Genomic DNA, 22,403 nt, shown 5'->3' with positions numbered 1-22,403 from the left:
ATTCGGTACGGTGCGGTTGGTCATCGGTCTCTGCAGATCATCGCCGGGCAGTGGGCGTGGCGGGTGAGGTTGCTACTGGTCGATCCGAACAGTGCTCGGGCAACCACTCCTCGCCCGTGACTGCCGACCACCACGAGGCCGGCTCGCTTGGACAGATCGACGAGTAGATGCGCTGGATTACCCTGCCGCACTACATGTTCGACACTGACATCCGGATATTTCTCGGCCCACCCGGCCAGACATTCGGAGAGCAGCATCTGCTGCTCACGCTCGATCTCGATGCTGTCATGCGGCCCCGGCGGGGAGAGCGCCGCACCGTGGGACCACGAGTTCCAGGCGAGCGCGGCGATCATCGATACACCGAACAACGAGGCCAGATCGAAGGCCTGCTCGACGGCCGCCTCACTCGTTGCACTGCCGTCGATACCGACGAGGACCGGCGCGTCGAAGCCGGCGTCGCCCTCCCGCCACACGATCACCGGGCACAGGGCCGCGTTCGAGGTCTCCTGCGCCGTACTGCCGAACAATGCGGACACGATCGGACCGGAACCCGAATTGCCGACGACGAGCATCCGCGCGGTGGAGGAGAGTTCGACCATCATCGAGCACGCCGTCGCCTCCTCCACCGAGGTGGAGACGGCAAGGTCGGGATGACGGGCCAGCACTGCGGCAGCGACGTCGGTCACCATGTGTTCGGACGCTCGGCGCTGCTCGTCCCACACCTCCCTCGGCACGACCGCTGCGGGCTCGCCCATGTAGATCACAGGCTGCTGTACTGCAGTGGCGATGAGCAGGGGAGAGTCCACCCTTTCTGCCAGTGTCGCCGCCCAGAGCGCAGCGCCGATACTGCCGGCCGAACCATCCACCCCCACCACGATTTTCTGATGTGCTGCGAGAATCACGATCGTCTCCTGTTCGTTGCGCGTGCGGGAGCAGACAGCACCGAGGCCACCGCATGTCGTGGCGTTCGAGGCGCCGGGGCGCCGATCATCGGTGTACCGACTCGAATCAGCACCTGTGCCATGCCGATGTGCGGTGCCAACGACTGGACGAGTCGCCTGCTCCCGGCCTGTTCCGTCATGTGAGTCAACGGGCACGTCGCCAAGCCGTCCGCGGTCGCTGCCAGCAGAAACGTCGACATGGCACGGCCACAGTTCAGCCAATCCAGTCGTTCGTCCGACGGTGTGCCGAGCAGCACCACTGTGGACTCGTCTTCGACCGGCTCCCGCGGAACCACCGTGCCGACGCGGTGCGGTTCGGGGAATGCTCGCCCCACCTGCACCCTCGACGCATCCGCGCGGTTCGTCAGCGCCTCGGGCGGAATACCGCCGGAACGAAACGAGTGCCCGGCCCACCATCTGATCTCGGCCTGGTACGTCGCGTCGAACTTCCGGATGCCCGCGCTCAGCGTCGAGGCCCTCGCCAACGTCTGTTTCGACTCTGCCGACAAGACGGTCATCTCGGTGCCGTAGTGCTGACGACCGAGATACCGCGTCAGAACACGATCGGTCGGCACCGGTCCGAACGCCCGACGATCCGAGTGCCGACGATTGATCGCACTCAACATGTCGAACTCACGCGACCGAGGATGCGCGTCGTGCACGAGGCGGATACGCGCAAGATGATCCGGCGTGCCCGGGGCGGGCAACAGGTCGATCTCGGTCTTCCACCGAAACGCCGCGGCAGCCTTCTCGAGATGGTCCAACGCAGCCCCGCAGCTCATCACCATCTGCCGTTCGGTCGGGTCGATCACCCCCAGCACGCGGGAGGTGTCGGTGTACAGATCGAGCCCGTGTTCGGAGTAGGTCCACCTCCACGGCTGGCTGTTGTGCACCGACGGCGCGCGACACGCGAGCTCCACCAGCATTTCCACCACGGCCGTATCCGGCTGATCGCTCATCGTCTCTCCTCGACCTCCCACCGCGATGCGGTGGATCCGCCCCCACTGTCGCCCCGATGTCGCGGTGCTCGACAGGGCCGTTCGTCACTCGATGGAGGGCATTCCGGTGCATGCCGAAAGAGCGCAGCGCCACAGGTTTAGTGTTGACGGTGAATGCGACTCGGGGCGGAACCTGAGGACGCGACCGAGGAGCCACCATCGCCGACCGTTCAGGAGTGTCATGACGACCCCGCACAATCCACCCGAAGTCGACGTCAAGCCACGTAGCCGGGACGTCACCGACGGGCTGGAGAAGACTGCCGCCCGCGGCATGCTCCGCGCCGTCGGGATGGGCGACGACGACTGGGTCAAGTCCCAGATCGGCGTCGCGTCGTCGTGGAACGAGATCACTCCCTGCAACCTCTCGCTCGAACGACTGGCGAAGGAAGTCAAGAAGGGCGTCCACGCGGCCGGCGGGTATCCGTTGGAATTCGGCACCATCTCGGTGTCCGACGGCATCTCGATGGGCCACGAGGGCATGCACTTCTCGTTGGTCTCCCGCGAGGTCATCGCCGACAGCGTCGAAACCGTCATCAGCGCCGAACGTCTCGACGGCTCCGTGCTGCTCGCCGGCTGCGACAAGTCGCTGCCCGGAATGTTGATGGCTGCCGCGCGTCTCGACCTCGCCAGCGTCTTCCTCTACGCCGGATCCACCCTGCCCGGATTCGCCACCCTGTCCGACGGCAGCGAGCACCAGGTGACGATCATCGACGCCTTCGAGGCCGTCGGTGCCTGCTCGCGTGGACTGATGTCGCGCGCCGACGTCGACACCATCGAACGCGCCATCTGCCCCGGCGAAGGTGCCTGCGGCGGCATGTACACCGCGAACACCATGGCCAGCGCCGCCGAGGCCATGGGAATGTCGTTGCCCGGCAGCGCTTCTCCGCCCGCACCGGATCGTCGCCGGGACGGCTTCGCACACGCCAGCGGCGAGGCCGTCGTCGAATTGCTGCGACGCGGCATCCGCACCAGCGACATCCTCACCAAGGAAGCCTTCGAGAACGCGATCGCCGTCGTCATGGCTTTCGGTGGATCCACCAACGCCGTGCTGCACCTGCTGGCCATCGCGCACGAAGCCCAGGTCGAACTGACCCTCGCCGACTTCACCCGCGTCGGAGCGAAAGTTCCACACCTCGCCGACGTCAAGCCCTTCGGCAAGCACGTCATGACCGACGTCGACGCCATCGGCGGTGTCCCCGTGGTCATGAAGGCTCTGCTCGACGCGGGCCTCATGCACGGCGACTGCATGACCGTCACCGGAAAGACCGTGGCGGAGAACCTCGCTCACATCGCTCCCCCGGACCCCGACGGCAAAGTGCTGCGCGCACTGGACAAGCCGATCCACCCGACCGGCGGCATCACCATTCTCGAAGGATCACTCGCCCCGGGCGGAGCCGTCGTCAAGTCCGCCGGTTTCGATTCCGACGTATTCGTCGGTACCGCACGAGTTTTCGAGCGCGAACGCGCGGCCATGGATGCTCTCGAAGACGGCACCATCGCGGCAGGCGACGTCGTCGTCATCCGCTACGAGGGACCCAAGGGCGGACCCGGAATGCGCGAAATGCTCGCAATCACCGGAGCCATCAAGGGCGCGGGCTTGGGCAAGGACGTCCTGCTGCTCACCGACGGCCGATTCTCCGGCGGAACCACCGGCCTCTGCGTCGGACACGTGGCACCCGAGGCAGTCGACGGAGGACCCATCGCCTTCGTCCGCGACGGCGACCAGATCCGACTCGACGTCGGCAAGGGCACCCTCGACGTTCTCGTCGACGCAGCCGAAATGCAAGCACGCCAGGAGGGTTGGGCACCGCTTCCTCCGCGCTACACCCGCGGAGTGCTGGCCAAATACTCGAAACTGGTCGGTTCGGCATCGAACGGTGCGGTGCTGATCTAGCCGCCCGCCCTAGCCCTAGCCCTAGCCCCCCGGTTGGGATCAATGTGGGTTTCAGTCAGTTGGACTGCAACAAAGGCGCATTGATCCCAGCCCGGCGGCAGTGCAGTGGTCCATTCACGCGTTCGGGAGGTCTACAGCGGCATGGCCCAGATAGGGCTCGAGCGTTCGTTCATCTCGGTGCACGTCGCGTGTTGTCGGCTGGCTCGTTGGTAGAACGTCTGCAGGGGTTCGGTCGGCTCCACATCCGGCGGTGTCGGTGTGACGGGCAGTTCGCCGAGTTCGAGCGCCAATTGATAGATGCTGGGGCGTTCGAGTTCGGCGTCGACCAGTGCCGGCGCGGCAGCGTTGTGCGGCTTCACGGTTCGAGGTATACGCGGCGCACTCGGTTCGGGCTTGGCTGCCGACGGGCGTTCGAGTAGCTGCTCGAGCTCGGCGACCTCACGGACGGCCGCTGCACGAGTGGCCGGCGGCGCAACGAAGGGCACGATCGGCTCGAACGCGATCATGTCCGACGACGACGCGAGCGCCTTGTTCTTGGCCGGGATGAGGAACGCCACGATCACGGTTCCGGTTCCGAACACCACGGCCGCAACGACACTGGTGTGCACGACGGCACTGCCGAAGGCAGAGATGGCATTCGCTTCGAGATTGTCTGCGAAACCGCTCAGAAATACATTCTGCTCGCGAATGATGTCGGAGACGATCACCGCACCGGCCAGCGAATCCTGCGATGCCGCAAGCCCTTCTGCGGCCTGACCGGTGTACTGGCCGTTGGGTTGCTTACCGGGGAAGGTCTGCAGAAACCCCTCGATTCCCTGTCGATACGACGCCGCCAGAACCGAACCCAATACAGCGATGCCGAGAGACCCGCCCAGTTCGAGTGCAGTGTCGTTCAGTCCGCCGCCGACACCGAGCTTGTCGTCCGGGAACTCACCCATGATGGCATCGGTGCAGGGCGAGACGGACAGCCCGATGGCGAGTCCGAGCAGCGTCAGTACGGGCAGGAATTCGACATACGTTGCCGTCGAATCGATTCCGACGAGGGAGACGACCGACAGCGTGCCCACGATCATCCCTGCGGTGACGGTGACACGCGGCCCCATCTTGGGGGTCAGCCACATCGTGATTCCCGAACCGACGAACACTGCGCCGGCCAGCGGCAGCAGATGCACTCCGGTGGAGACCGGGCCGTACCCGAGAGCGAACTGTAGGTACTGCGCCACGAGGTAGATCGCCCCGAACGTCACCAGGAAGAACACCAGCACCGCAAGGGTGGCGCCCCCGAGAACACGCGAGGAGAATATCCGCACGTCCAGCAATGGATTGGGGTGTCGTAGTTCCCAGCCCACGAACCCCAACACCGACAGCAGTCCGACGAGGCCGAAGTACAGCGGCCCGACAGTCCAGCCGAAGTGCATGCCCTCGATGATGGAGTAGACGATGGTCGAGACGGCCAGAACCGACAGCAACCCGCCGATCCAATCGATCGCACCGGCATCGACGGCTCGCGACGGCGGGACGAGTACGACGGCTCCGGCTATGGCGGCCAGCGCAATCGGGACGTTGATCAGAAATGTCGAACTCCACGTGAAGCTCTCGAGAAGCCATCCGGCCAGCAACGGCCCGGCGGCGATGGCGAGGCCGGACGTGGCCGCCCACACGGTGACGGCTGTGGCCCGCTCACGCTTGGGAAACGTGGCCACCAGCAGAGACAACGTCGCAGGCATGACGATCGCAGCCGCGACACCCATGACGATTCGAGCCAGGATCACGCCTAGCGTGGCATCGGTCAGCGCCCCCGCCACCGACCCCGCCACGAAGATGATCAGTCCGATGATCAGCGCGCCGCGTCGGCTGTACCGGTCGCCGATCACTCCGCACAACAGCATCAACGACGCGTACGGGACGGTGTATCCGTCGATCACCCATTGAAGATCACTGCTGGTCAAGCCCAGATCCATCGTCATCGACGGCGCGGCGACGAGCAGAGACGTGTTCGCCATGACCACGATCAGCAGGCTCAGGCACAACACCACCAAGGCCGACCATCGTCGGGCATAGGGTTTGTGCATTTCTTGGACAGGTGTCATCGCAAGCAGTGTCATGTGTTCCCCCCCGTTGGCAAAGTGCGACACACCTTGCACAGTGCTGTGCAGCTTAAGAAATTCGCGCTAGGATCGGCAATCTTTTGTGGCGGCAACCACACTGCGTCGACGCGATCGTGCTAGAAGTGGACGTGTGCCGAAGACGACGGAGTCGAGACCGAGCGCACGGACAGCCCGATCGCCCGTGCAGCGAAGTGACGCCCGCTCGAACAGAGCGCGAATTCTCGATGTCGCGCAGGGGGTACTGGCGAACAATCCGGACGCGACCATCAACGACGTCGCGTCCGCGGCCGGGGTGGTCCGACGAACGGTGTACTCGCACTTCGCCTCTCGCGAAGCCCTGATCGACGGCATCGCACTCGAAGCCGCAGAACGCATCTCGGTCGCGCTCGAACGTGATCCGGCCGTCGACGAATCCGCCGTCACCGTGTTCGTGCGCCAGACGCTGGCACTGGCACGCGTCGGCGATCAGTACCGGCTTCTACTGGCGGTTGCGCGTACCGACCTGGGACACAACGGTCTTCACGACCTGCTGGGACCGATGCGGGAGTCGGCTGCGGCTGTCATTCGACGTGGACAGCGCGAGGGTGTGTTCTCCACCTATCTGCCGGCCGAGGTGCTGATCCTCAACATCGAAGCCATCGCGCTGTCGATCCTCGAGGCCACCAATGCCGGGCTGCTCACCGACCCCACAGGTGCGGCCACCACGTCGAGTCTGGTCCTGCTCGGAATCGCACCGGACGAAGCCGAACGCATCGTGATCGGTGTCCGTGCCGCGGACGCGCCAGCCGGAGCCCACCCCTGAAACGACGAATGCCCCGCCTGCGCAATGTGATTGCGCCGACGGGACATCGGTCTCGAGTGCGGGTCAGGGAGCGGGGACGAATCCTGCGCCGAGTCCGTTGCCCTGATCGACGTTGCGAAGGATCGCATCGAAGTTGGTGCCGACCTCGGGGCCGAAGCATGCGACGCCCAGGTAGGCGTTGACCATGCCGACGAGGGTGTTGCCGACGACGACCGGGCTACCCGAGTCACCCTCGACGACGCACAGCTGCGCCCAGGTCTCCTGCGACTGCAGAACGTCTCCATACGCGAGACCGCAGGTGTTGCCGGTGGTGCGGCCTTCTTTGCACACGATGTTCGGGAACGCCGTCGGCGGGCCGACCTGAGAGATGGTCACGTTGCCCACGCGGCTGATCGGGGCAACCTTGTCACGCTGGAATTCGATGAGGGCGTAGTCGTACTCCGGGTTGGAGAATGCGATGCGGCCCACCTCACCGAGGGAGGTGTCGTACTCCGGGACGATGGAGGCACCCGCTTGGCCACAGTGACCGGCGGTGAAGCCCACGAGATTTCCGTTGCGGTCGTTGCCGATCGTCGTCAGCGTGCACTCCGCCTGGCCTCCGACGATGATTCCGGACCCACCGCCGAGAGCTGCAGGAGCGGCCGCGGATGCGGTCCCCACGCCGACGCTGGCTACGATTGCAGCCGCCCCCACGACGACGAGCATGAATTTCTTGAACATGTACTCCCTCTCAGCGGTGTCGGCAGAACCCTAGCAACAGAACGTGTCGTAACACGAGCTAGTCGCTCATACGTCCTGCTCGAGGGCCGCAAGAGTCGTCCGAGCTTCGTCGAGTTGACGACTCAGTTCGGCCACGCGGCGTGCCGCCTCTTCACGTGCATGGGAGATGACAGCCTCGACGGCATCGCGTGCAGTGACATCGCCCAGTTCACGAACGGCCCGACCGACCGCTTCCGGACTCACCGGCTGCGCCTTGGTCGGCCTCTTCGCGCCCTGCGTGACGGTGACCGACCAATCGTTGTCGGCACCGGCATGAATGGTCACGCTCACTCCGCCCGGCGCCTTCTTCGGACGACGTGGGGCCGAGCCGGTCGACGCAGACCCCGCACCGGCGGGCTTGGCGGCAACGTCGGTTGCCGGTACCGACTTCGGAGCAGCGCTCGATGTCGACGCCGTGACCGATGTAGAAGCCGTGGCCGATGTAGAAGAAGGGCTCGTTTTCGAGACAGCGACCGGCTCGGAGGCAGCGACCGGCTCCGATACCGGCGCAGTCGATGCCGTCTTCTTCGCGGGGATGCGCTTGGCAGGCGCGGGTGGGGTCGCCGGGTTGCGGGTGATGCGCAGTTCCTCGGCCTCGTAGGGCAGTTCGTCGTTGACGCCCTTCGGGCTGATGGTGACGGTGTTGCCGTCGATGGATACCACCTTGGCCGACGTGCCGTCGGGCAGGCCGAGGCTCGGATTCGGCTCGCGGAGATACACGGTGGCGCGACGTCCCTCGGCGAGCGCTGCTGCCAGCGTCGTCAGGTTCTCGGGAGTCAGCGAATCGTTCACGGCGCGCCCACGGGGTGGCATCGACTACCGGCCTTTCTCGAAAGTGTTTGCGAATACTGTCGCACAGATTCACGTGCGCAGGCAGCACAGCATCGAGTATTGGTCGCGAGGATGACGTCGATCCCAAGTATGTGTAACCCAGAGTAACTGTAACCAGAAGTGACAGTTACTACGATTAGCACTTGAGAGGCTTGGCCAGAGAAGGCCGATGGCACGACTCTAACCGACAGGCCGTTCGAGCGCCCGTCGAGTGCCGTCGACCACCTCGCCGAACCGCCCTCGCGCCGGGATTCTCCCGCGTAGCCTGACGGCGTACCTTCTTGCGCAGGTACGGAACAGGAGCTTCGATGTACCACCTCGACGCGGACCAGCAATCGCTCAGCGACGGTCCGCACGTGTACTTGCTCGATGCCAGAAGCACTCTCGAGGTTCAGGCCCTGAATCAGTGGATCGACGCCACCACCCCGGACGGAGAACGTCGGCCCCCGTCGGTCGTTCTGTCCGGTGAGGCCAGGACATCACTGTCGGACACCGTCCGCGGGTACGCCGACGATCCGCTGCTCATTCCGCTGCGGGTCACGTTGACCGATCGCAGCACCGGCATTCTGCACCGCATCTTCGCCCCTAGAGGCCGCTCGAAGCCGACACGGGTGTGGCAGCGGTGGGTGGCCAACGACGATCCCGATCACTCCGCAGTGCTGGTCGGTGAACCCGCAACCCTGAGCGATCTCCAGGATCGGTTCGAGCGCGGCGGCGGCACGTCGTTGTCGTCGTTCATCCTGCGGCAGGCGAGTCTCGCACTGGACAAGGCCGAACGCGGAGTCATCGGCTCGGAGTACAAGATTCCGCGCTTCGTCGTCGAGGACATGACGGAGCAGAAGAAGTTCAGGGACGGCATCACCGAGCTCGCAGACCACGTCGGCCAGGATCGCGACACCGTCGACAAGAGGGTTCAGGACATCCTCGGCGAGATGGTGGCGACCGAAACCAGGCGCGCCGTCGAGATGTGGGGCACCCTCGGCGCGTACTTCTCGCGGGCGTACAAGGTCGACGTCGATCGCGATCAGCTGCAGAAGGTTCGCGAACTCAACAAGAACTATCCGTTGGTGTTCCTGCCCAATCACCGTTCCTACCTCGACCCACTCGTGCTGCGTCCCGCGCTTCTCGCCGAGGGACTGCCGCTCAATCACGTCATGGGCGGCATCAATGTCGGCTTCTGGCCGTTGGGCCCGATAGCCAAACGCAGTGGCGTGGTGCTCATTCAGCGCAAGTTCTCGGACGCGATCTACAAATGGACGCTGCGTCAGTACATGAGTTTTCTGCTCAGCAAGCGGTTCAACCTCGAGTGGTACATCGAGGGCGGACGCAGCCGCACCGGAAAGCTCCGACCGCCGCGGTTCGGTCTGCTGACCTACCTCGTCGACGCCCTCGAGTCGAGCGACGCGGAGGACGTCTATTTGATCCCGACGTCCATCACCTACGACCGACTGCACGAGGTCGGCGCGATGGCCGAAGAATCGCACGGGGCGAAGAAGCAAGCCGAGGGCATTCGCATGGCCATCGGGTACATCCGCGCTCAGGGCACGTTGCGCGGCAACGTCTATCTGAACTTCGGAGAGCCGATGTCGGTGGCGGCGATCGTCGCCGAGAACACCGACAAGCGCGTCGCGGTGCAGAAGATCGCGCTCGGTGTCTCCCATGCGATCAACGATGCGACGCCGGTGACCCCGGCAGCACTGGTCACGATGGCGCTGTTGGGTATCGAGGATCGCGCACTCAACGTCAACGAGATGTGGGCCATCATCTCGCCGTTGGCCGGCTACATCAAACGCAGAAACCTACCCACTGCGGGCGGGGTGGACATCGCCGACGTCGACGTCGTCCGCTCGGCCGTCATCGCACAGGTCAACGCCAACGTCGTCAAGCGTTTCGACGACGGCCCCGAACCGCTGTTCTACCTGGCGCAGGACAAGCATCTGGTGGCAGCGTTCTTCCGCAACAACGCCATTCACTTCTTCGTGATGCGCGCCATCGGCGAGCTGGTGGTGCTACCGACCGAGGGTGACTCGACGCCGCTGACTCAGGAATCGTTGTGGACGTCGGCCCTGCAATTGCGAGATCTACTCAAGTTCGAGTTCTTCTTCGGCGACAAGAAGGACTTCGGGGAGCGTCTCGAATCCGAGGTCGATCTCATCGACCCGGACTGGCGCACCAGCATCAGCGACCCCGATTATGCTGCGCGACAGCTGGAATCGCAGGATCTGCACCTGGCGCACCGCGTACTGCAGCCGATCTTCGAGGCCTATCAGGTAGTGGCCGACCAGCTGATGCTGCTGCCGCAGAGCGGAGAATTCGACAAACCGAAGTTCATCTCGGAATGCCTCGGCGCTGCCCAGGCCAGGCGGCTCCGCCAGCAGCTCGATCACAGTGAGTCCATCTCGGGCGAACTGTTCGACACTGCACTGCAACTGGCCGAAAACCGCGACCTGATCGATTCCAGCTCGGACGGCATTGCCCGCCGCCGCAGGGACTTCGCGCTGGAGATCGACGAATGGGCCCGCAAGGTACGTACCATCCGGGATATGGCGCACCGAATGCTCCGTGAGGTGGAACCGATCTCTGCCCCCGAGGAGAACAATCCATGACCGACTTCGACGATCGACTGATAGCGATCGCCGCCGCCCCACCCGGCCGAGACACCATCGCCTTCTTCGATCTCGACGGCACCCTTATCAACGGATTCTCTGCTCGCGCAGTGTTTCTCGAACGCCTCAAGACCCTCGACGTCACGGTCAAGGAACTGTGGGAGATCTCCAGTGCCGTCGTCGAGATGCGGATGCGCAACTCCCCCGTCGACAATCTGATGGGCAAGGCCGTCCGCGGCCTCGAAGGCCGTCGCGAAGAGGACCTGATGGAACAGGCATACACCCTGTTCCGCAACGAGATCGCGCCGATGATCTACCCGCAGGCCCGGGCCCTCGTCGAGGCTCACCGGCACGCCGGGCATCGCCTCGTGATGGCTACCTCGGCCACGCCGTACCAGGCACTGCCGGTGCAGCAGGACATGATGTTCGAGGAGTTGCTGTGCACGACTCCGGTGGTCACCGACGGGATTCTCACCGGTGAGCTCGTCGGCGATTCGCTCTGGGGACCCCGCAAAGCGCAGGCGGCGATCGACTACGCCGAACGTGAAGGCATCGCTCTGGCAGGCTGTTTCGCATACTCGAACGGCGGTGAGGACGTGCCACTGCTCGAAGCCGTGGGCCGTCCCATCGCCCTCAACCCCGATCCTGATCTCGCGCGCTATGCCGCCAAGAAGAATTGGCCGGCCCTGACGCTGGACAGCCCGAAGCGTGGCACGGATATCACGTCGGCCGTACGCAGCACGGCGGCGCTCGGATCGGTGCTCGCGAGTGCGTCGATCGGGCTCGGCCTGGGATTGCTTACCCGCAGTCGCCGCACCGGTGCCAATATCACCAGCACCATCGCCCCGGACATCGCGCTGACCCTCGCCGGAGTCAAGCTCGACGTCACCGGAACCGAAAATGCGTGGTCAGCCCGGCCCGCCGTCTTCATGTTCAACCATCAGAGCACCGCCGACTCGATCATCGTCACTTCCATCCTGCGACGCGACATCACCGCCGTTGCCAAGCGGGAACTCGAACGCGACCCGCGCTTCGCATTGTTGGGCAGGATCTTCGACGTCGCCTATGTCGACCGCGGCGATCCTGCGCAAGCGCGAGAGGCCATGCGGCCCGCGATCGAGAAGCTGCACAGCGGCATCTCGGTCGCCATCGCCCCCGAGGGCACTCGCATGCCGACGTCCCGTCTCGGCCGATTCAAGAAGGGCGGTTTTCACCTGGCGATGCAGGCCGGCGTGCCGATCGTTCCGATCGTTATTCACAACGCCGGTGACGTGATGTGGAAGAAGGACTTCACCGTTCACTCCGGTACGGTCAAGGTCACCGTCGGCGAGCCCATACCCACCACGGATTGGGATCCCGACAAGATCGACGAGTACGTGGACGCCGTCCGTTCCTATTTCGACAGAACGTTGGGATATGCCTGAGAATCAGATCAACTCGGTAGTACAGACGGAGATCGAGCAGAATCTACTGGGCGGCGAGCCCAAGTACAACCGCGCCGACATCGTCGAGAAGTCCGGGATTCCGCTCGAGCGGGTCATCGCCCTGTGGATCGGCATGGGCTTCCCCGTCCACACCGATACCGACGCACTCGTCTACACCGACGCCGATCTCGAAGCTCTGAAGCTGATCACCGCACTGACCGCGCAGAAGGTGATCAAGCCCGAGATGGAGGTTGCGATCGCACGCACCCTCGGGCAGTCGATGTCCCGGCTCGCGGAATGGCAAGTGGGCGTTGTGAACTCTCACATACTCGAACGCATCATCGACAGCCAAGAAGACACGAACGACATCGACGCGATTCGCCGGAACGCCCGTGCCATCGCCGCAGAAACCGTCCCCACCCTCGAAGCGCTCCAGGGATACACCTGGCGACGCCACCTGGCAGCAGCGGCCGGTCGATCCATCGCCGCTCCCGACGACGCCGCCGACAGTCCCACGATGGCCGTCGGGTTCGCCGACATGGTCGGCTACACGAGCCTGACGCGTCGACTCGACATCGGCGAGTTGACGACGCTACTCGAGGAGTTCGAGTCATTGGCCACCAATATCATTGCGCGAGGGCGCGGTTCGGTGATCAAGAACGTCGGCGACGAGGTGATGTTCAGCGCGCAGACCCCCGAGGATGCCGCCCACATCGCCCTCGACCTCCAGGACGCCTTCGACGAGCAGGAGGACATGCCGGACCTGCGGGTCGGGCTGGCGTGGGGCCCGGTACTGGCACGGTACGGCGACCTGTACGGGTCGGTGGTCAATATTGCTGCGCGCCTGACCAGTTCGGCCAATCCCGGAACGATCCTGGTCGATACCGTCATGACGGATGAACTGCGTCACGACTCGGAGTTCTACCTCAAATCGGTCCGTTCACTACGGGTCAAAGGGTTCCACAAGCTCAAGCCTCACCGGCTCAAGCGCAACAAGCGAACCGGTCAGCGTAGCGAGGAGTAGAACTCCAGGTGTCGACGCGCAGCCTCGTCCCAGGTGAGGCTGTGCGCCAGCGCCAGCCCCGGTGACGGATCGTGCGGCTCGTGCAACGCACGGTCCAATTCGCTGGTCATGGTCTCCACCGACGACGCGTAGGTGACGCTGTCTCCGAACACCCCTCGCAGTACCGGCAGATCACGCGCCACCACCGGAGTCGATGCGGCGAGCGCCTCCATCGCGGCCAGGCCGAAGCCTTCCTTGGTGGAGAAGAACGGCAGTACCGCAGCCTGCGCCACGAGATGCGGCAGCTCGTCGTCGTCGACGGTTCCGAGTATCACCGGCTCGATGCCCAGTTCTACTGCTCGACGGTCGAATTCGGACCGATAGTCACGGTAGTCGAACAGGGTCTCGCCGCCGGCGAACACCAGTTGCACGTGGCGATCGGACAGCCCGGCGAAGGCGTCGAGTAGATCGAGACTGCCCTTGCGTGGCTCGATGCCGCCGACTGCAAGCACGTACCTGCCGAACTTCCCGTTCCAGTGCGATCGGCCCGATTCGGCTGCTGCCGAGAACCTTCCGGCATCGACTCCATTGGGAATGACGACCGGATCGAACCCCCAGCCGCGTCGGACGTCGTCGGCCACCGCAGTGGACACACAGATTCGCGCGTACGGCGCGGTGATCGCTCGTTCGTGACATGCCGCGAGCTCGGGAGTGGTGAACTCGTCGAGATGGTGGATGGTCCTGATGCACCGGCCGACGGCGTTGGCCGAGATGCAGTCCTGAGCATGGACGATGTCGTACTCGTCGGGCGTGAAAGCCTGCCGCAGAACGCCTATCGATCGCAGAATCCGCTCGCCGACGGTCTCGTTCTCGCGGTGGGAAAACGGGACCATCCGAACGGTGACAGCCGGGTCGACCTTGCGGAAGAACTCACTGTCGCCCCCGCGGCCCAGCGACCACACCGACACATCCTGGCCGGCGCGTGCCAGCGCTTCGGCCAGAGCCAACGTATGCACCACGCCTCCGCGCGGTTTGGACGAATAGGTCAACAGCGCGATCTTCATCGATCCGGCTTCTCCTGCAACAAGTTCGGATAGGCGTCGACGCGTCGCTCGGCCAGGTGATGCAGACCTCTCCGGGCCCGATCCACCTCGGCATCGACGTCGATCTCGTGCACGGCCAAACCGCCTTTGGACCACGTCTTGGCCAACACGTCTCCGCCGGGCCCGACAATCTTCGCCTGGCCGAGGAACCGCAGGGATCCCATCACCCCGGTCTGGTTGGACGAGACGAGCACCACCTGGTTCTCGGCGGCGCGCGCAGCGTCGTACAGATCGAACAGTCGCGACTGCCGATCGTTCGGTAGCGAGGAGGCCCGATCGGTGACGCTGGCCGGCCACGCCGACAGCGCCGCAATGATTCTCGCGCCATCCAATGCGAGCGTGCGGGCCGACTCCGGGAACGTCTTGTCGTAGTCGATCAGCATGCCCATCCGTCCGACCGGTGTATCGAAGGCCTCGAACCGATCTCCGGCGGCGTAGGCCAAGGATTCCCCGAGCGGCTGATGCACCTTGCGGTGACTGCCGAGGATCCCGTCGCCCGTCAGGCACGCAGCAGCGTTGTACCGCAGCCCCTTCGACAACTCGGTGTACCCGATGCACACCGTCATCGCACCCGCCGCTGCGATGATCGCAGCCAACTCCGGACCGTCAGGATCGAGAGTGGGCGGCAACTCGGACGGATCCGGATTGCTCAGGCTGTTGATGTAACCCCCGAGGGATGCGTCGGGCAGCACCAAGAGATCGATTCCCTCGCGGGCCGCACTGGAGATGATCGTCGTGATCTTCAGTACGGCCCGATCGACATCTCTACCGAAATGTGCTGCCAATGCACCGATCTTGATGGGAGCCACGTCGAGATCAGACCATCTGACTCTGCGGCTGCGCGGGGTTTCGGGACTGCGTCGAGTTTCGGGACTGCGCAGCACTGATCTCGAGGCCGATTTGATCGGCCAGGAATGCGGCGTCGCGGGCCACCGAGGCGAAGCGTCCCGAACCCCAGGTGTGCTGCCAGGGCAGGCCCAGGAAGTACAGGCCGGGAACCGATGTGACGCCGCGGTTGTGCGTCGGGTGGCCCTCGCCGTCGAACGCCCCGACCTTCAGCCATCGGTAGTCGGTGCGGAAGCCGACCGACCAGACGACCGCGGTGATGTCGGTGGTGGCGAGATCGAGTTCGGTCGTCTCGGACTCCGGACGCCACACCGGCACGTAGCGGTCCTCGGTGGGCGCACTGATGCCCTCGCGCTCGATGTACGCGTCGATGTTGTCTTTGATGCTCTCGGCCACCCGATCCGCAGCGTCGAGGGACGCTTCGAGGGTCGGGGCGAACTGCAGGACGCCGTCCTCCACGCCCAGCAGACGGCCGTACAGCTGCATGCCCTCGGTCGCGAACGCGCGCAGGTCGATGTCTCGACCACCGTCACGGCCGGTGACGTAGTGGTTCGTGTTCTCGCGTTTGCCGACGCCACCGGGTTGATCTTCGATGGAGACATCGTAGACGCCCATGTCGTGCAGCCAGGCGACACAGTCACGCCCCCGATAGAAGCGTGCGACGCGAGGTGCGGTGCCGGCGACGAGATGAACCCGGCGGCCGCCGAGATGCAGATCCTCGGCGATCTGCGCTCCGGACTGGCCGGTGCCGACGACCAGTACGTCGCCGTTCGGGAACTGGTGCGAGCCGCGGTATTCGGACGAGTGGATCTGGACGATGTCGCGGGGCAGCTTCTCGGCGAATCGCGGAATGGTCGGGATGTGGTAACCGCCGACGGCAACGACGATCTGATCGGCGTGCATGGGGCCGGCGGAGGTCTGTAGGTCGAAGCCGCCTGCCGCAGATTGCAAGGCCTGATTCACCGAAACATACTCTCGGACCGGTGCATCGAAGCTCTCGGCGTAGCGTCGGACAAAGGCGTAGACCTCGTCGCGCTGCATGAACCCGTCGGGATCGTCACCGTCGTAGGAGTATCCGGGGAGCGCACACTGCCAGTTGGGGGTGACGAGGGTGAAGTTGTCCCAGCGCGAGTCCTTCCATTCGTGCGCGATGATGTCGCGTTCGAGGACGACGTGGTCGATGCCTCGCTGCGTCAGATGCCAGCTGATGGACAGTCCGGCCTGCCCGCCGCCGATGACGATTACGGAATGGTTCTCTCTTGCACTGTGGTGCTCTGTCACGCTGTTCGGATTCATAGCAATTCAGCTCCCGACATGCTCAGTACGCGAACGGCACCGGCCCGATACGACGCGCTGACACCGTGAATCTCTTCCATCTGCTGCGCGGCCGACGTGCACCGCATACCGAACTTGGCGAGAACTCGATCGCTCGCCACGGTCAGCGCCTCGGACGTTCGCTGAACGAACTCGGCCACCGGGTATTCCTGCCCGGGGCTCAGATAGTCGTGCATCACCAAAGAGGGCGAGTAGCAGGACTGTTCGCGTCCGTCGGGCCACCGCACCACGAACGACATCTCAGGCATGAACGGTCTCCTTGGTGATGGTGCGATAGACCGAGGGCCGTCGGTCGCGCAGGTTGTACATGCCACCGCCACGTGCCGCGCCGATAAGCGCCTCGACATCGACGGTGGCTGTGGCCAAACCCGGCTCGACGCCTGTGCCCGCGAGGATCTCACCGCCGGGCCCGACGATCTTGGCGCTGCAGACGAACCTCAGAGACCCGAACGTGCCGGCCTGATTCGCTGCGACCCAGATGATCTGATTCTCCAGTGCACGAGCGCGGTCATAGATGTCGAAGCGTTGCTTCCACCGATCTTCTTCCATGTTCGGGGTCGTCGCGGTACGTGCCGTCGGCCACGCGGAGATGGACGCGACGATCTCGGCTCCGTCGAGCGCGAGTTCGCGAGCCGCCTCGGGGAATCCCTTGTCGTAGCAGATCTGCATGCCCATCCGGCCGACCGGAGTGTCGAAGGCGGAGTAGCTCTCTCCCGCTGCGTAGCAGAGGTTTTCGCCGAGTGGCTGGTGCACCTTGCGATACGAACCGAGGATGCCGCTGCCGTCGACCGTCACCGCGGCGTTGTAGCGGGTATCGCCGTCCTTCTCACAGAATCCGAACGTGACGACAGTATCGCCCGCCATGTCGATGACCCGCCTGATCTCGGGGCCTTCGAGTTCCAGAGCCGGCGGTAGTGCCTTCAGTCGACGCTGTCTCGATTCTTCGGTCTCGTCGCCGCCACCGAGGCTGGGCAGGTACCCACCCAGGCACGCTTCCGGTAGCACCAGCAGTTGGCTACCGCGATTACGCGATTCCTCGAGCAGGGCGGCGATGGTGGCGTAACCCTGTTCCATGTCGCGGCCGAACTCGGCTGCGGCCACGGAGATCGTGATGTCGTTCATGCTTCTCCCAATCCGGTCACCGTCGAAGTGACCGCGCGCGTGGTGATTCCGTCGGGCCATCGCAAGGCGACGCCCGGAATGTCGGTGAGCTCTCCGCATTCTGCGGACAGTGCAGGTCCGGACGGTGCAGTCGGTGCACCGGGACGGTCCGCGGTGATCATCGCGAACCCGGGAAAACACGTGATCCATTCGCCCATCGACGCCGAGTCGGGCTTCGGAATCGAGGAGATGTCCAATACGGCACCGGTTCCGCTTGCCTCGGCCAGCATCCCGGTAGTGCCCGCCAGGCCGGCCATCGAGACGTCCTTGGCGGCCTTGGGCGCGGTACGGGCGACGAACGATGCCATGGTCGTCAGTTCGGCGGAGTTGCGCCGTGACGTCGAATCCCATTGCTGGCCCTGATACCCACGACGCCAGCCACCCTCGACGTCCGCCGTCAGCGTCAATCGATCGCCGACGCTTCCCCCGCCGGCCCGTACCGGGTTCGCTGTGCGCCCCAGAGCGGTGACCGACAGCGACGACGGCACCCCGGCCTGGGTGTGGCCACCGAGTACCGGAACCTGCCAGGCCGCAGACGCATTGGCGAGGCCGCGGATGATGCGGGTCAATCGAGATTGCGTGGGTGCACCGACGGAGTCGAGCATGCCGACTGCATAGGCACCCATCGCCGAAAGGTCGTTGAGGTTGACCAGGGCCGCGCACCAGCCGGCCCACTCCGGGTCGCGGTCGACCATCGAGGGGATGATCGCATCGCAGGCGGCGATCATGTCGCTCCCGGGAACCGGGACACCGTCGTCACCTCGAAATCCTTTGGCACCGAGCCCGAGTGGCTGCGCCTTCAGCGGCGCGAGGACGCCGGCGAGCATCGCCTTGGTAGACGACACCAGCCGTTCGATCCTGTCGATCGGCCAATACATCGCCACGTGTGGAGTATTCGCCACCTCGACGTCGCCACGCCTGATCCAGCCGAGACGGGTGAACAGTGTCTCGTTGCGCTTCTGCACCGTCGCGTCGAAGCGCAAAACGCCACGACTTTCGGCATGAGCACAGGCCGCACGCACCAGCGCTGGGCCCACACCGGAAGTGCGCGCAGAGGTGGTGACCACCAGGCGACTGCCGGCCCACCACCCCAGATCCGTTGCCGTGCAGGGTGCCAGGCGCACCCCACCGAGCACGGTGCCGGCTCGATCGGTGGCCACGAGAACGACGCAGCGAGGATCGTCGTCGACGTCGTCGTGATCGGTGCCGGCGAACAAGCCCTGTTCGGCGACGAACGTCTCTCTGCGCAGCGCCCGGTACGCATTCAATTCTGCTGTCCCGCTGCACGGCTGGACGATGAACTCCGGTTGCACGACAGTGATTGCAGCGCCGGACAATCCGGCGAGGTCGTTACCCTCCACGACGCCGTACATGTCACCCTCCCGCGTTCTGCAGAATGCTGCACGCACCGCAGGCCGCGCAGCCTGCTTTCTGGTCGGACCCGAGCATCGCCGCTGCCTGAAGTTCCTTGGCGACGCGTCGGGTGACGCTTTCGAGGACGTCGGCAGCGGGAGCCGTCGCCCGGTCGACATCCACCGCCAACGTGCCTGCGAGCGGCCGAAACGGGACGACGAAGGGATACACACCCATCTCGATCAGTTCCGCTGCACCCGAGACCAATTCGTCGGGATCCTCGCCGAGACCGACCAGGATGTAGGTCGAGACCTGGTTACGCCCGAAAACCCGGACCGCTTCTTTCCATGCCGCGCGGTACTCGTCCATCGAGACCGATGCCTTGCCCGGCATCCATCTGCGGCGCACGTCGTCGTCGAGCGATTCGACGTGAATACCGATGGACTCGGCTCCGGCGTCGTACAGATCCTGGATGGTCTGCAGGTCACCCGGAGGTTCGCACTGCACCTGGATCGGCAGTTCCGGGACCACGGCCTTGATGGCACGTACGCACCGGGCCAGATGACGGGCACCGCGATCCTTCGCGGCCGAAGTGCCCGTCGTCATGACCATCTGCGTCACCCCGTCCAGCCGGACAGCGGCCTCCGCCACCTCCGCAAGTTGCGCGGGCGTCTTGACAGCGATGGTGTCGCCCGCGTCCAGAGACGCTTCGATGGAACAGAAGCGGCACCGTTGATCGGCGTCGTAGCGAATGCACGTCTGGACCACGGTCGTGGCCAGGACACTGTTGCCGTGCAGCTTGGCGATCTTCTCGTAGGCGACGCCGTCGGCGGTGGAGAGGTCGTAGAACTTCGGGCGATCGACGGCCTGAACATCGAGGCCGATGTCGTTTCCGTCGAACAGAACTCGCCCTTCTTCGAGTACGTACGGACTGAGCGGGTTGCGCGGGAGTGCTGCGCCGAGACCATCGATGCGGACATGTCCATCGTCACTCGGGCCGGCACCGGCAGTTCTGGACACCGGCGTTGCTCCTCGAATCCCGAGCAACGCCAGATCCACACGTGTAGAGATGGACATAACCGCCCCCTAGACCATGTAGGTCGAATTGATGATGGCACCCTTGCGCGCGTAATGGATCAATGCGTCCTGCACGTCCAGGGGGTGGGCCGGGATGACGCCCTCGATGAGGTCTTCTTCACGACCCCCGTGCAGGGCCAGTCCGAAGCGGCAGCAGAACACGGTGCCGCCCTCGGCGATGAACGTCGCGAGGGAGTCGTTGATGTTCTGTTCACCCGGGAAGCCCGAGTCTCCGGTGGTCGGGAAACCGCGTGTGGCAAGGCAATTGATAGCACCGGGTCCGTAGAAGTACATCGCCGACTCGAAACCCTTGCGCAGAGCGCGGGTGGCCTGCAGCACCGCGACGAACGATACCGACGACTCGTGGGCGATGCCGTGCACCAGCGTGAAGTAGCTTTCGCCGTTCTCCGCCTTGTAGTCGGGGAAGATCTTGGTGGAGCCGTAGATGTTGCTGCCCTTGGGAAGTGAGGGATGCGGAATCTCCTCGAGGGACTTCTTGATGTTCTCGGCGATGGACTGGTCGAGATCTGACACGTGCGTCTCCTGAGGTTCGCAGAGCGGGCTGGATGCGGTGGACACCGATGTCCACCCGAGAAAACCGTCATGTCCGACGAGAGGGCAGATCCTCTGCGGCCATGGAACAAGTACAGGCCTCGTCGATTTCCGATTGGTCACGCTCGGAACAACGTCGTGTTTCAAGGGCCTCACAGTGTTGACGTGGTGTTACGCGGTTACTGTGAAGGGAAGTCCATCCACCCACCGCAGCATGACGAGGAACTCGATGATCGGCGCCGTCACCGGCTTGTTGTACGTGTTGTCCCTGGTAGTGGGGATCTGGGTGCTCGTGAAGCTCGCCACGAACAGGCCCGTTCTTCTGAAGAACAAGGCCGACCGCGCGCTGTTCTGGACGATCGCGGCTACCGAAGGCGTCGTTGCACTGCAGGCCGTGATCGGGTTCGTGATGATGTTCGCCTCCGATCGCGACATTCACCGGCTCACGTTCGGGTCGTACCTCGTAGGACTGCTGTTCCTGCTCCCACTCGGAACGTGGTGGTCTCTGGGCGACCGTTCCCGCGGCGGTACCGCGGTGCTCCTTGTAGCCGTCCTCACCCTCGCAGCCATGGTGTTGCGACTGAGCCAGATTTGGGCCGGATATGCCTGACAAACTTCAGCAAGCCACGCGCACCGGATTCGGACGCTTCCTCATCGCCGTCTACGCCGTGTTCGCCGTTGCCGCGACATCGCGATCGATCGTGCAACTCACCACCCGATTCGACAACGCCCCAGTCGCGTACCTGCTGTCGGCATTCGCAGCCGTGGTCTACATCATCGCGACGGTCGGCCTGGCACGAGCAACCGAGGCATCACGACGAGTGGTGACGGTCTCCTGCATCATCGAACTCGTCGGAGTCCTCGGCATCGGCACCCTCAGCTACATCCAGCCACAGGACTTCCCGGAGCCGACGGTGTGGTCGCACTTCGGATCCGGTTACGTCTTCATCCCGGTCGTGCTGCCCATCGCAGGACTGTGGTGGTTGCGAAAGACACGCCAGCAGTAGAGGTCTGCTCTACATCTCGCGCAACTGTGTCAGGTGTCGACGCACCTCTGTGGCGGCGACGCAGCATCTGCTTAATCGATGTTCACCTGCACTGCCGGCCGGCCCCTACATCGAGGCCACTGCGCGCCGCCCCGTTCGAGTTCAGCGGTCCCGGGCGATCCTCACTCGACTGACGTTGCGGCCATATCACGGGCCACCGACAGGTTCCGCATCCCGAATCCTTGTGCACAGCAATAGTTTTCGATTGCACCATCATTGCGCATCGAACACCCGTTCGATACACTTGGTCCATGACCACGGAGATCTGGCAACTGAGCGAAAGCGAACTCCTCGCCGACGCTGCTGATGTCTCCCACCGAATCCAACTGCTCGAAGCCCGGCGGATCGCCCTCGTCGCCGACATCGACACCCGCGTGAGCCGAGAGAAGCTCGGCTTCCCCGGACCCGCAGGCTGGCTGACCTCCACCACCCTCCTCACCCCGAGCAAAGCGAACAAGATCGTGGCCCTCGCTCGCGGGCTGAAGAACTTCCCCGACATCGCCGACGCCGTCAACACCGGCGTCATGTCCGTCGACCACGCCGCCCTGATCCTCACCTTCGCCG

21 protein-coding genes are annotated in these 22,403 nt (G+C 64.4%); 8 read left to right on the top strand and 13 right to left on the bottom strand.

The features are described 5' to 3' along the window. Positions 1-20 precede the first annotated feature (20 nt). Entirely contained in the window at positions 21-902 is an 882-nt protein-coding gene (locus tag RFA01S_RS26620) for a universal stress protein (protein ID WP_032406345.1), read from the bottom strand. Then, positions 899-1,900, bottom strand: coding sequence for an Acg family FMN-binding oxidoreductase (locus tag RFA01S_RS26615; RefSeq protein ID WP_052060472.1), 1,002 nt, complete (start codon positions 1,898-1,900; stop codon positions 899-901). Before RFA01S_RS26615 ends, RFA01S_RS26620 begins: the two co-directional genes overlap by 4 nt. A gap of 220 nt (positions 1,901-2,120) precedes the next feature. On the opposite strand from RFA01S_RS26615, the gene ilvD reads away from it, so the two are divergent. Next, complete coding sequence (ilvD, locus tag RFA01S_RS26610; RefSeq protein ID WP_027495252.1) at positions 2,121-3,833, top strand: dihydroxy-acid dehydratase; 1,713 nt, start codon at positions 2,121-2,123, stop codon at positions 3,831-3,833. A gap of 131 nt (positions 3,834-3,964) precedes the next feature. Here ilvD and RFA01S_RS26605 read toward each other — a convergent pair whose 3' ends face one another. Next, positions 3,965-5,938, bottom strand: a complete 1,974-nt coding sequence (locus RFA01S_RS26605; protein ID WP_032406344.1) for an MFS transporter — start codon at positions 5,936-5,938, stop codon at positions 3,965-3,967. Positions 5,939-6,122: 184 nt separating this feature from the next. Here RFA01S_RS26605 and RFA01S_RS26600 point away from each other — a divergent pair, with 184 nt between their 5' ends. Beyond that, complete coding sequence (locus tag RFA01S_RS26600) at positions 6,123-6,743, top strand: TetR/AcrR family transcriptional regulator (RefSeq protein ID WP_032406343.1); 621 nt, start codon at positions 6,123-6,125, stop codon at positions 6,741-6,743. A 63-nt stretch (positions 6,744-6,806) separates the two neighbouring features. Here the strand turns inward: RFA01S_RS26600 and RFA01S_RS26595 are convergent, their stop codons facing one another. Beyond that, positions 6,807-7,463, bottom strand: coding sequence for a chymotrypsin family serine protease (locus tag RFA01S_RS26595; protein WP_027495249.1), 657 nt, complete (start codon positions 7,461-7,463; stop codon positions 6,807-6,809). Between the two features lie 66 nt (positions 7,464-7,529). Next, positions 7,530-8,315 carry a DUF6319 family protein gene (locus tag RFA01S_RS26590; protein ID WP_032406342.1) on the bottom strand — a complete coding sequence of 262 codons (786 nt, stop codon included), beginning with the start codon at positions 8,313-8,315 and terminating at the stop codon, positions 7,530-7,532. Positions 8,316-8,641: 326 nt separating this feature from the next. Between RFA01S_RS26590 and RFA01S_RS26585 the strand changes: the two genes are divergently transcribed. From RFA01S_RS26585 to RFA01S_RS26575, 3 genes are read left to right on the top strand one after another with little or no spacing between them, the layout of a single operon-like run. After that, a complete protein-coding gene (locus RFA01S_RS26585) occupies positions 8,642-10,939 on the top strand; it encodes a glycerol-3-phosphate 1-O-acyltransferase (RefSeq protein ID WP_032367917.1) in 2,298 nt (765 codons plus the stop codon). Continuing rightward, positions 10,936-12,363 carry an HAD-IB family hydrolase gene (locus tag RFA01S_RS26580; RefSeq protein WP_032372538.1) on the top strand — a complete coding sequence of 476 codons (1,428 nt, stop codon included), beginning with the start codon at positions 10,936-10,938 and terminating at the stop codon, positions 12,361-12,363. Before RFA01S_RS26585 ends, RFA01S_RS26580 begins: the two co-directional genes overlap by 4 nt. Continuing rightward, positions 12,356-13,387 carry an adenylate/guanylate cyclase domain-containing protein gene (locus tag RFA01S_RS26575; protein WP_032406341.1) on the top strand — a complete coding sequence of 344 codons (1,032 nt, stop codon included), beginning with the start codon at positions 12,356-12,358 and terminating at the stop codon, positions 13,385-13,387. Before RFA01S_RS26580 ends, RFA01S_RS26575 begins: the two co-directional genes overlap by 8 nt. Here RFA01S_RS26575 and RFA01S_RS26570 read toward each other — a convergent pair. The 8 genes from RFA01S_RS26570 to RFA01S_RS26535 are packed head-to-tail and all read right to left on the bottom strand — an operon-like array spanning position 13,369 to position 20,775. After that, entirely contained in the window at positions 13,369-14,430 is a 1,062-nt protein-coding gene (locus RFA01S_RS26570) for an MSMEG_0565 family glycosyltransferase (protein ID WP_032406340.1), read from the bottom strand. The two genes, RFA01S_RS26575 and RFA01S_RS26570, sit on opposite strands and share 19 nt — an antisense overlap. After that, complete coding sequence (locus tag RFA01S_RS26565; RefSeq protein ID WP_027495243.1) at positions 14,427-15,278, bottom strand: carbon-nitrogen hydrolase family protein; 852 nt, start codon at positions 15,276-15,278, stop codon at positions 14,427-14,429. The genes RFA01S_RS26570 and RFA01S_RS26565 overlap by 4 nt, the downstream gene beginning before the upstream one ends. Before the next feature lie 7 nt (positions 15,279-15,285). Further along, positions 15,286-16,611, bottom strand: coding sequence for an MSMEG_0569 family flavin-dependent oxidoreductase (locus RFA01S_RS26560; RefSeq protein ID WP_052060470.1), 1,326 nt, complete (start codon positions 16,609-16,611; stop codon positions 15,286-15,288). Beyond that, positions 16,608-16,898, bottom strand: coding sequence for an MSMEG_0570 family nitrogen starvation response protein (locus RFA01S_RS26555; protein ID WP_032406339.1), 291 nt, complete (start codon positions 16,896-16,898; stop codon positions 16,608-16,610). The genes RFA01S_RS26560 and RFA01S_RS26555 overlap by 4 nt, the downstream gene beginning before the upstream one ends. Then, entirely contained in the window at positions 16,891-17,772 is an 882-nt protein-coding gene (locus tag RFA01S_RS26550) for a carbon-nitrogen hydrolase family protein (protein ID WP_032406338.1), read from the bottom strand. Before RFA01S_RS26550 ends, RFA01S_RS26555 begins: the two co-directional genes overlap by 8 nt. Next, positions 17,769-19,184 (bottom strand): MSMEG_0567/sll0787 family protein, encoded by a 1,416-nt coding sequence (locus RFA01S_RS26545; RefSeq protein WP_032406337.1) that lies wholly within the window; start codon positions 19,182-19,184, stop codon positions 17,769-17,771. The genes RFA01S_RS26550 and RFA01S_RS26545 overlap by 4 nt, the downstream gene beginning before the upstream one ends. Before the next feature lies 1 nt (position 19,185). Continuing rightward, positions 19,186-20,241: an MSMEG_0568 family radical SAM protein gene (locus RFA01S_RS26540; RefSeq protein ID WP_032406336.1), complete on the bottom strand. Its 1,056-nt coding sequence runs from the start codon at positions 20,239-20,241 to the stop codon at positions 19,186-19,188. A 9-nt stretch (positions 20,242-20,250) separates the two neighbouring features. Then, positions 20,251-20,775, bottom strand: a complete 525-nt coding sequence (locus RFA01S_RS26535) for an MSMEG_0572/Sll0783 family nitrogen starvation response protein (RefSeq protein ID WP_027495238.1) — start codon at positions 20,773-20,775, stop codon at positions 20,251-20,253. A gap of 232 nt (positions 20,776-21,007) precedes the next feature. On the opposite strand from RFA01S_RS26535, the gene RFA01S_RS26530 reads away from it, so the two are divergent. From RFA01S_RS26530 to RFA01S_RS26520, 3 genes are all read left to right on the top strand, one after another. Then, entirely contained in the window at positions 21,008-21,403 is a 396-nt protein-coding gene (locus tag RFA01S_RS26530) for a hypothetical protein (RefSeq protein WP_230074147.1), read from the top strand. Next, on the top strand, positions 21,396-21,800 hold the full coding sequence (locus RFA01S_RS26525) for a hypothetical protein (RefSeq protein WP_027495236.1): 405 nt from the start codon (positions 21,396-21,398) through the stop codon (positions 21,798-21,800). The genes RFA01S_RS26530 and RFA01S_RS26525 overlap by 8 nt, the downstream gene beginning before the upstream one ends. A 290-nt stretch (positions 21,801-22,090) precedes the next feature. Next, the coding region (locus tag RFA01S_RS26520; RefSeq protein WP_139278563.1) for a DUF222 domain-containing protein at positions 22,091-22,403 on the top strand (313 nt) is incomplete at its 3' end.

This window comes from Rhodococcoides fascians NBRC 12155 = LMG 3623 (genome assembly GCF_001894785.1).
GTDB lineage: Bacteria > Actinomycetota > Actinomycetes > Mycobacteriales > Mycobacteriaceae > Rhodococcoides > Rhodococcoides fascians.
The sequence above is the reverse complement of the archived record's forward strand: the minus strand, read 5'-3'. Positions and strand labels throughout refer to the sequence as shown.

Bases quoted from the DNA above. Each gene is read 5' to 3' on its own strand.
- RFA01S_RS26590 (WP_032406342.1), bottom strand. From the start codon at position 8,315: ATGCCACCCCGTGGGCGCGCCGTGAACGATTCGCTGACTCCCGAGAAC.
- RFA01S_RS26550 (WP_032406338.1), bottom strand. From the start codon at position 17,772: ATGAACGACATCACGATCTCCGTGGCCGCAGCCGAGTTCGGCCGCGAC.
- RFA01S_RS26530 (WP_230074147.1), top strand. From the start codon at position 21,008: ATGACGAGGAACTCGATGATCGGCGCCGTCACCGGCTTGTTGTACGTG.
- RFA01S_RS26585 (WP_032367917.1), top strand. From the start codon at position 8,642: ATGTACCACCTCGACGCGGACCAGCAATCGCTCAGCGACGGTCCGCAC.
- RFA01S_RS26525 (WP_027495236.1), top strand. From the start codon at position 21,396: ATGCCTGACAAACTTCAGCAAGCCACGCGCACCGGATTCGGACGCTTC.
- RFA01S_RS26555 (WP_032406339.1), bottom strand. From the start codon at position 16,898: ATGCCTGAGATGTCGTTCGTGGTGCGGTGGCCCGACGGACGCGAACAG.
- RFA01S_RS26575 (WP_032406341.1), top strand. From the start codon at position 12,356: ATGCCTGAGAATCAGATCAACTCGGTAGTACAGACGGAGATCGAGCAG.
- RFA01S_RS26540 (WP_032406336.1), bottom strand. From the start codon at position 20,241: ATGTCCATCTCTACACGTGTGGATCTGGCGTTGCTCGGGATTCGAGGA.
- RFA01S_RS26560 (WP_052060470.1), bottom strand. From the start codon at position 16,611: ATGAATCCGAACAGCGTGACAGAGCACCACAGTGCAAGAGAGAACCAT.
- RFA01S_RS26545 (WP_032406337.1), bottom strand. From the start codon at position 19,184: ATGTACGGCGTCGTGGAGGGTAACGACCTCGCCGGATTGTCCGGCGCT.
- RFA01S_RS26570 (WP_032406340.1), bottom strand. From the start codon at position 14,430: ATGAAGATCGCGCTGTTGACCTATTCGTCCAAACCGCGCGGAGGCGTG.
- RFA01S_RS26615 (WP_052060472.1), bottom strand. From the start codon at position 1,900: ATGAGCGATCAGCCGGATACGGCCGTGGTGGAAATGCTGGTGGAGCTC.
- ilvD (WP_027495252.1), top strand. From the start codon at position 2,121: ATGACGACCCCGCACAATCCACCCGAAGTCGACGTCAAGCCACGTAGC.
- RFA01S_RS26605 (WP_032406344.1), bottom strand. From the start codon at position 5,938: ATGACACTGCTTGCGATGACACCTGTCCAAGAAATGCACAAACCCTAT.
- RFA01S_RS26595 (WP_027495249.1), bottom strand. From the start codon at position 7,463: ATGTTCAAGAAATTCATGCTCGTCGTCGTGGGGGCGGCTGCAATCGTA.
- RFA01S_RS26580 (WP_032372538.1), top strand. From the start codon at position 10,936: ATGACCGACTTCGACGATCGACTGATAGCGATCGCCGCCGCCCCACCC.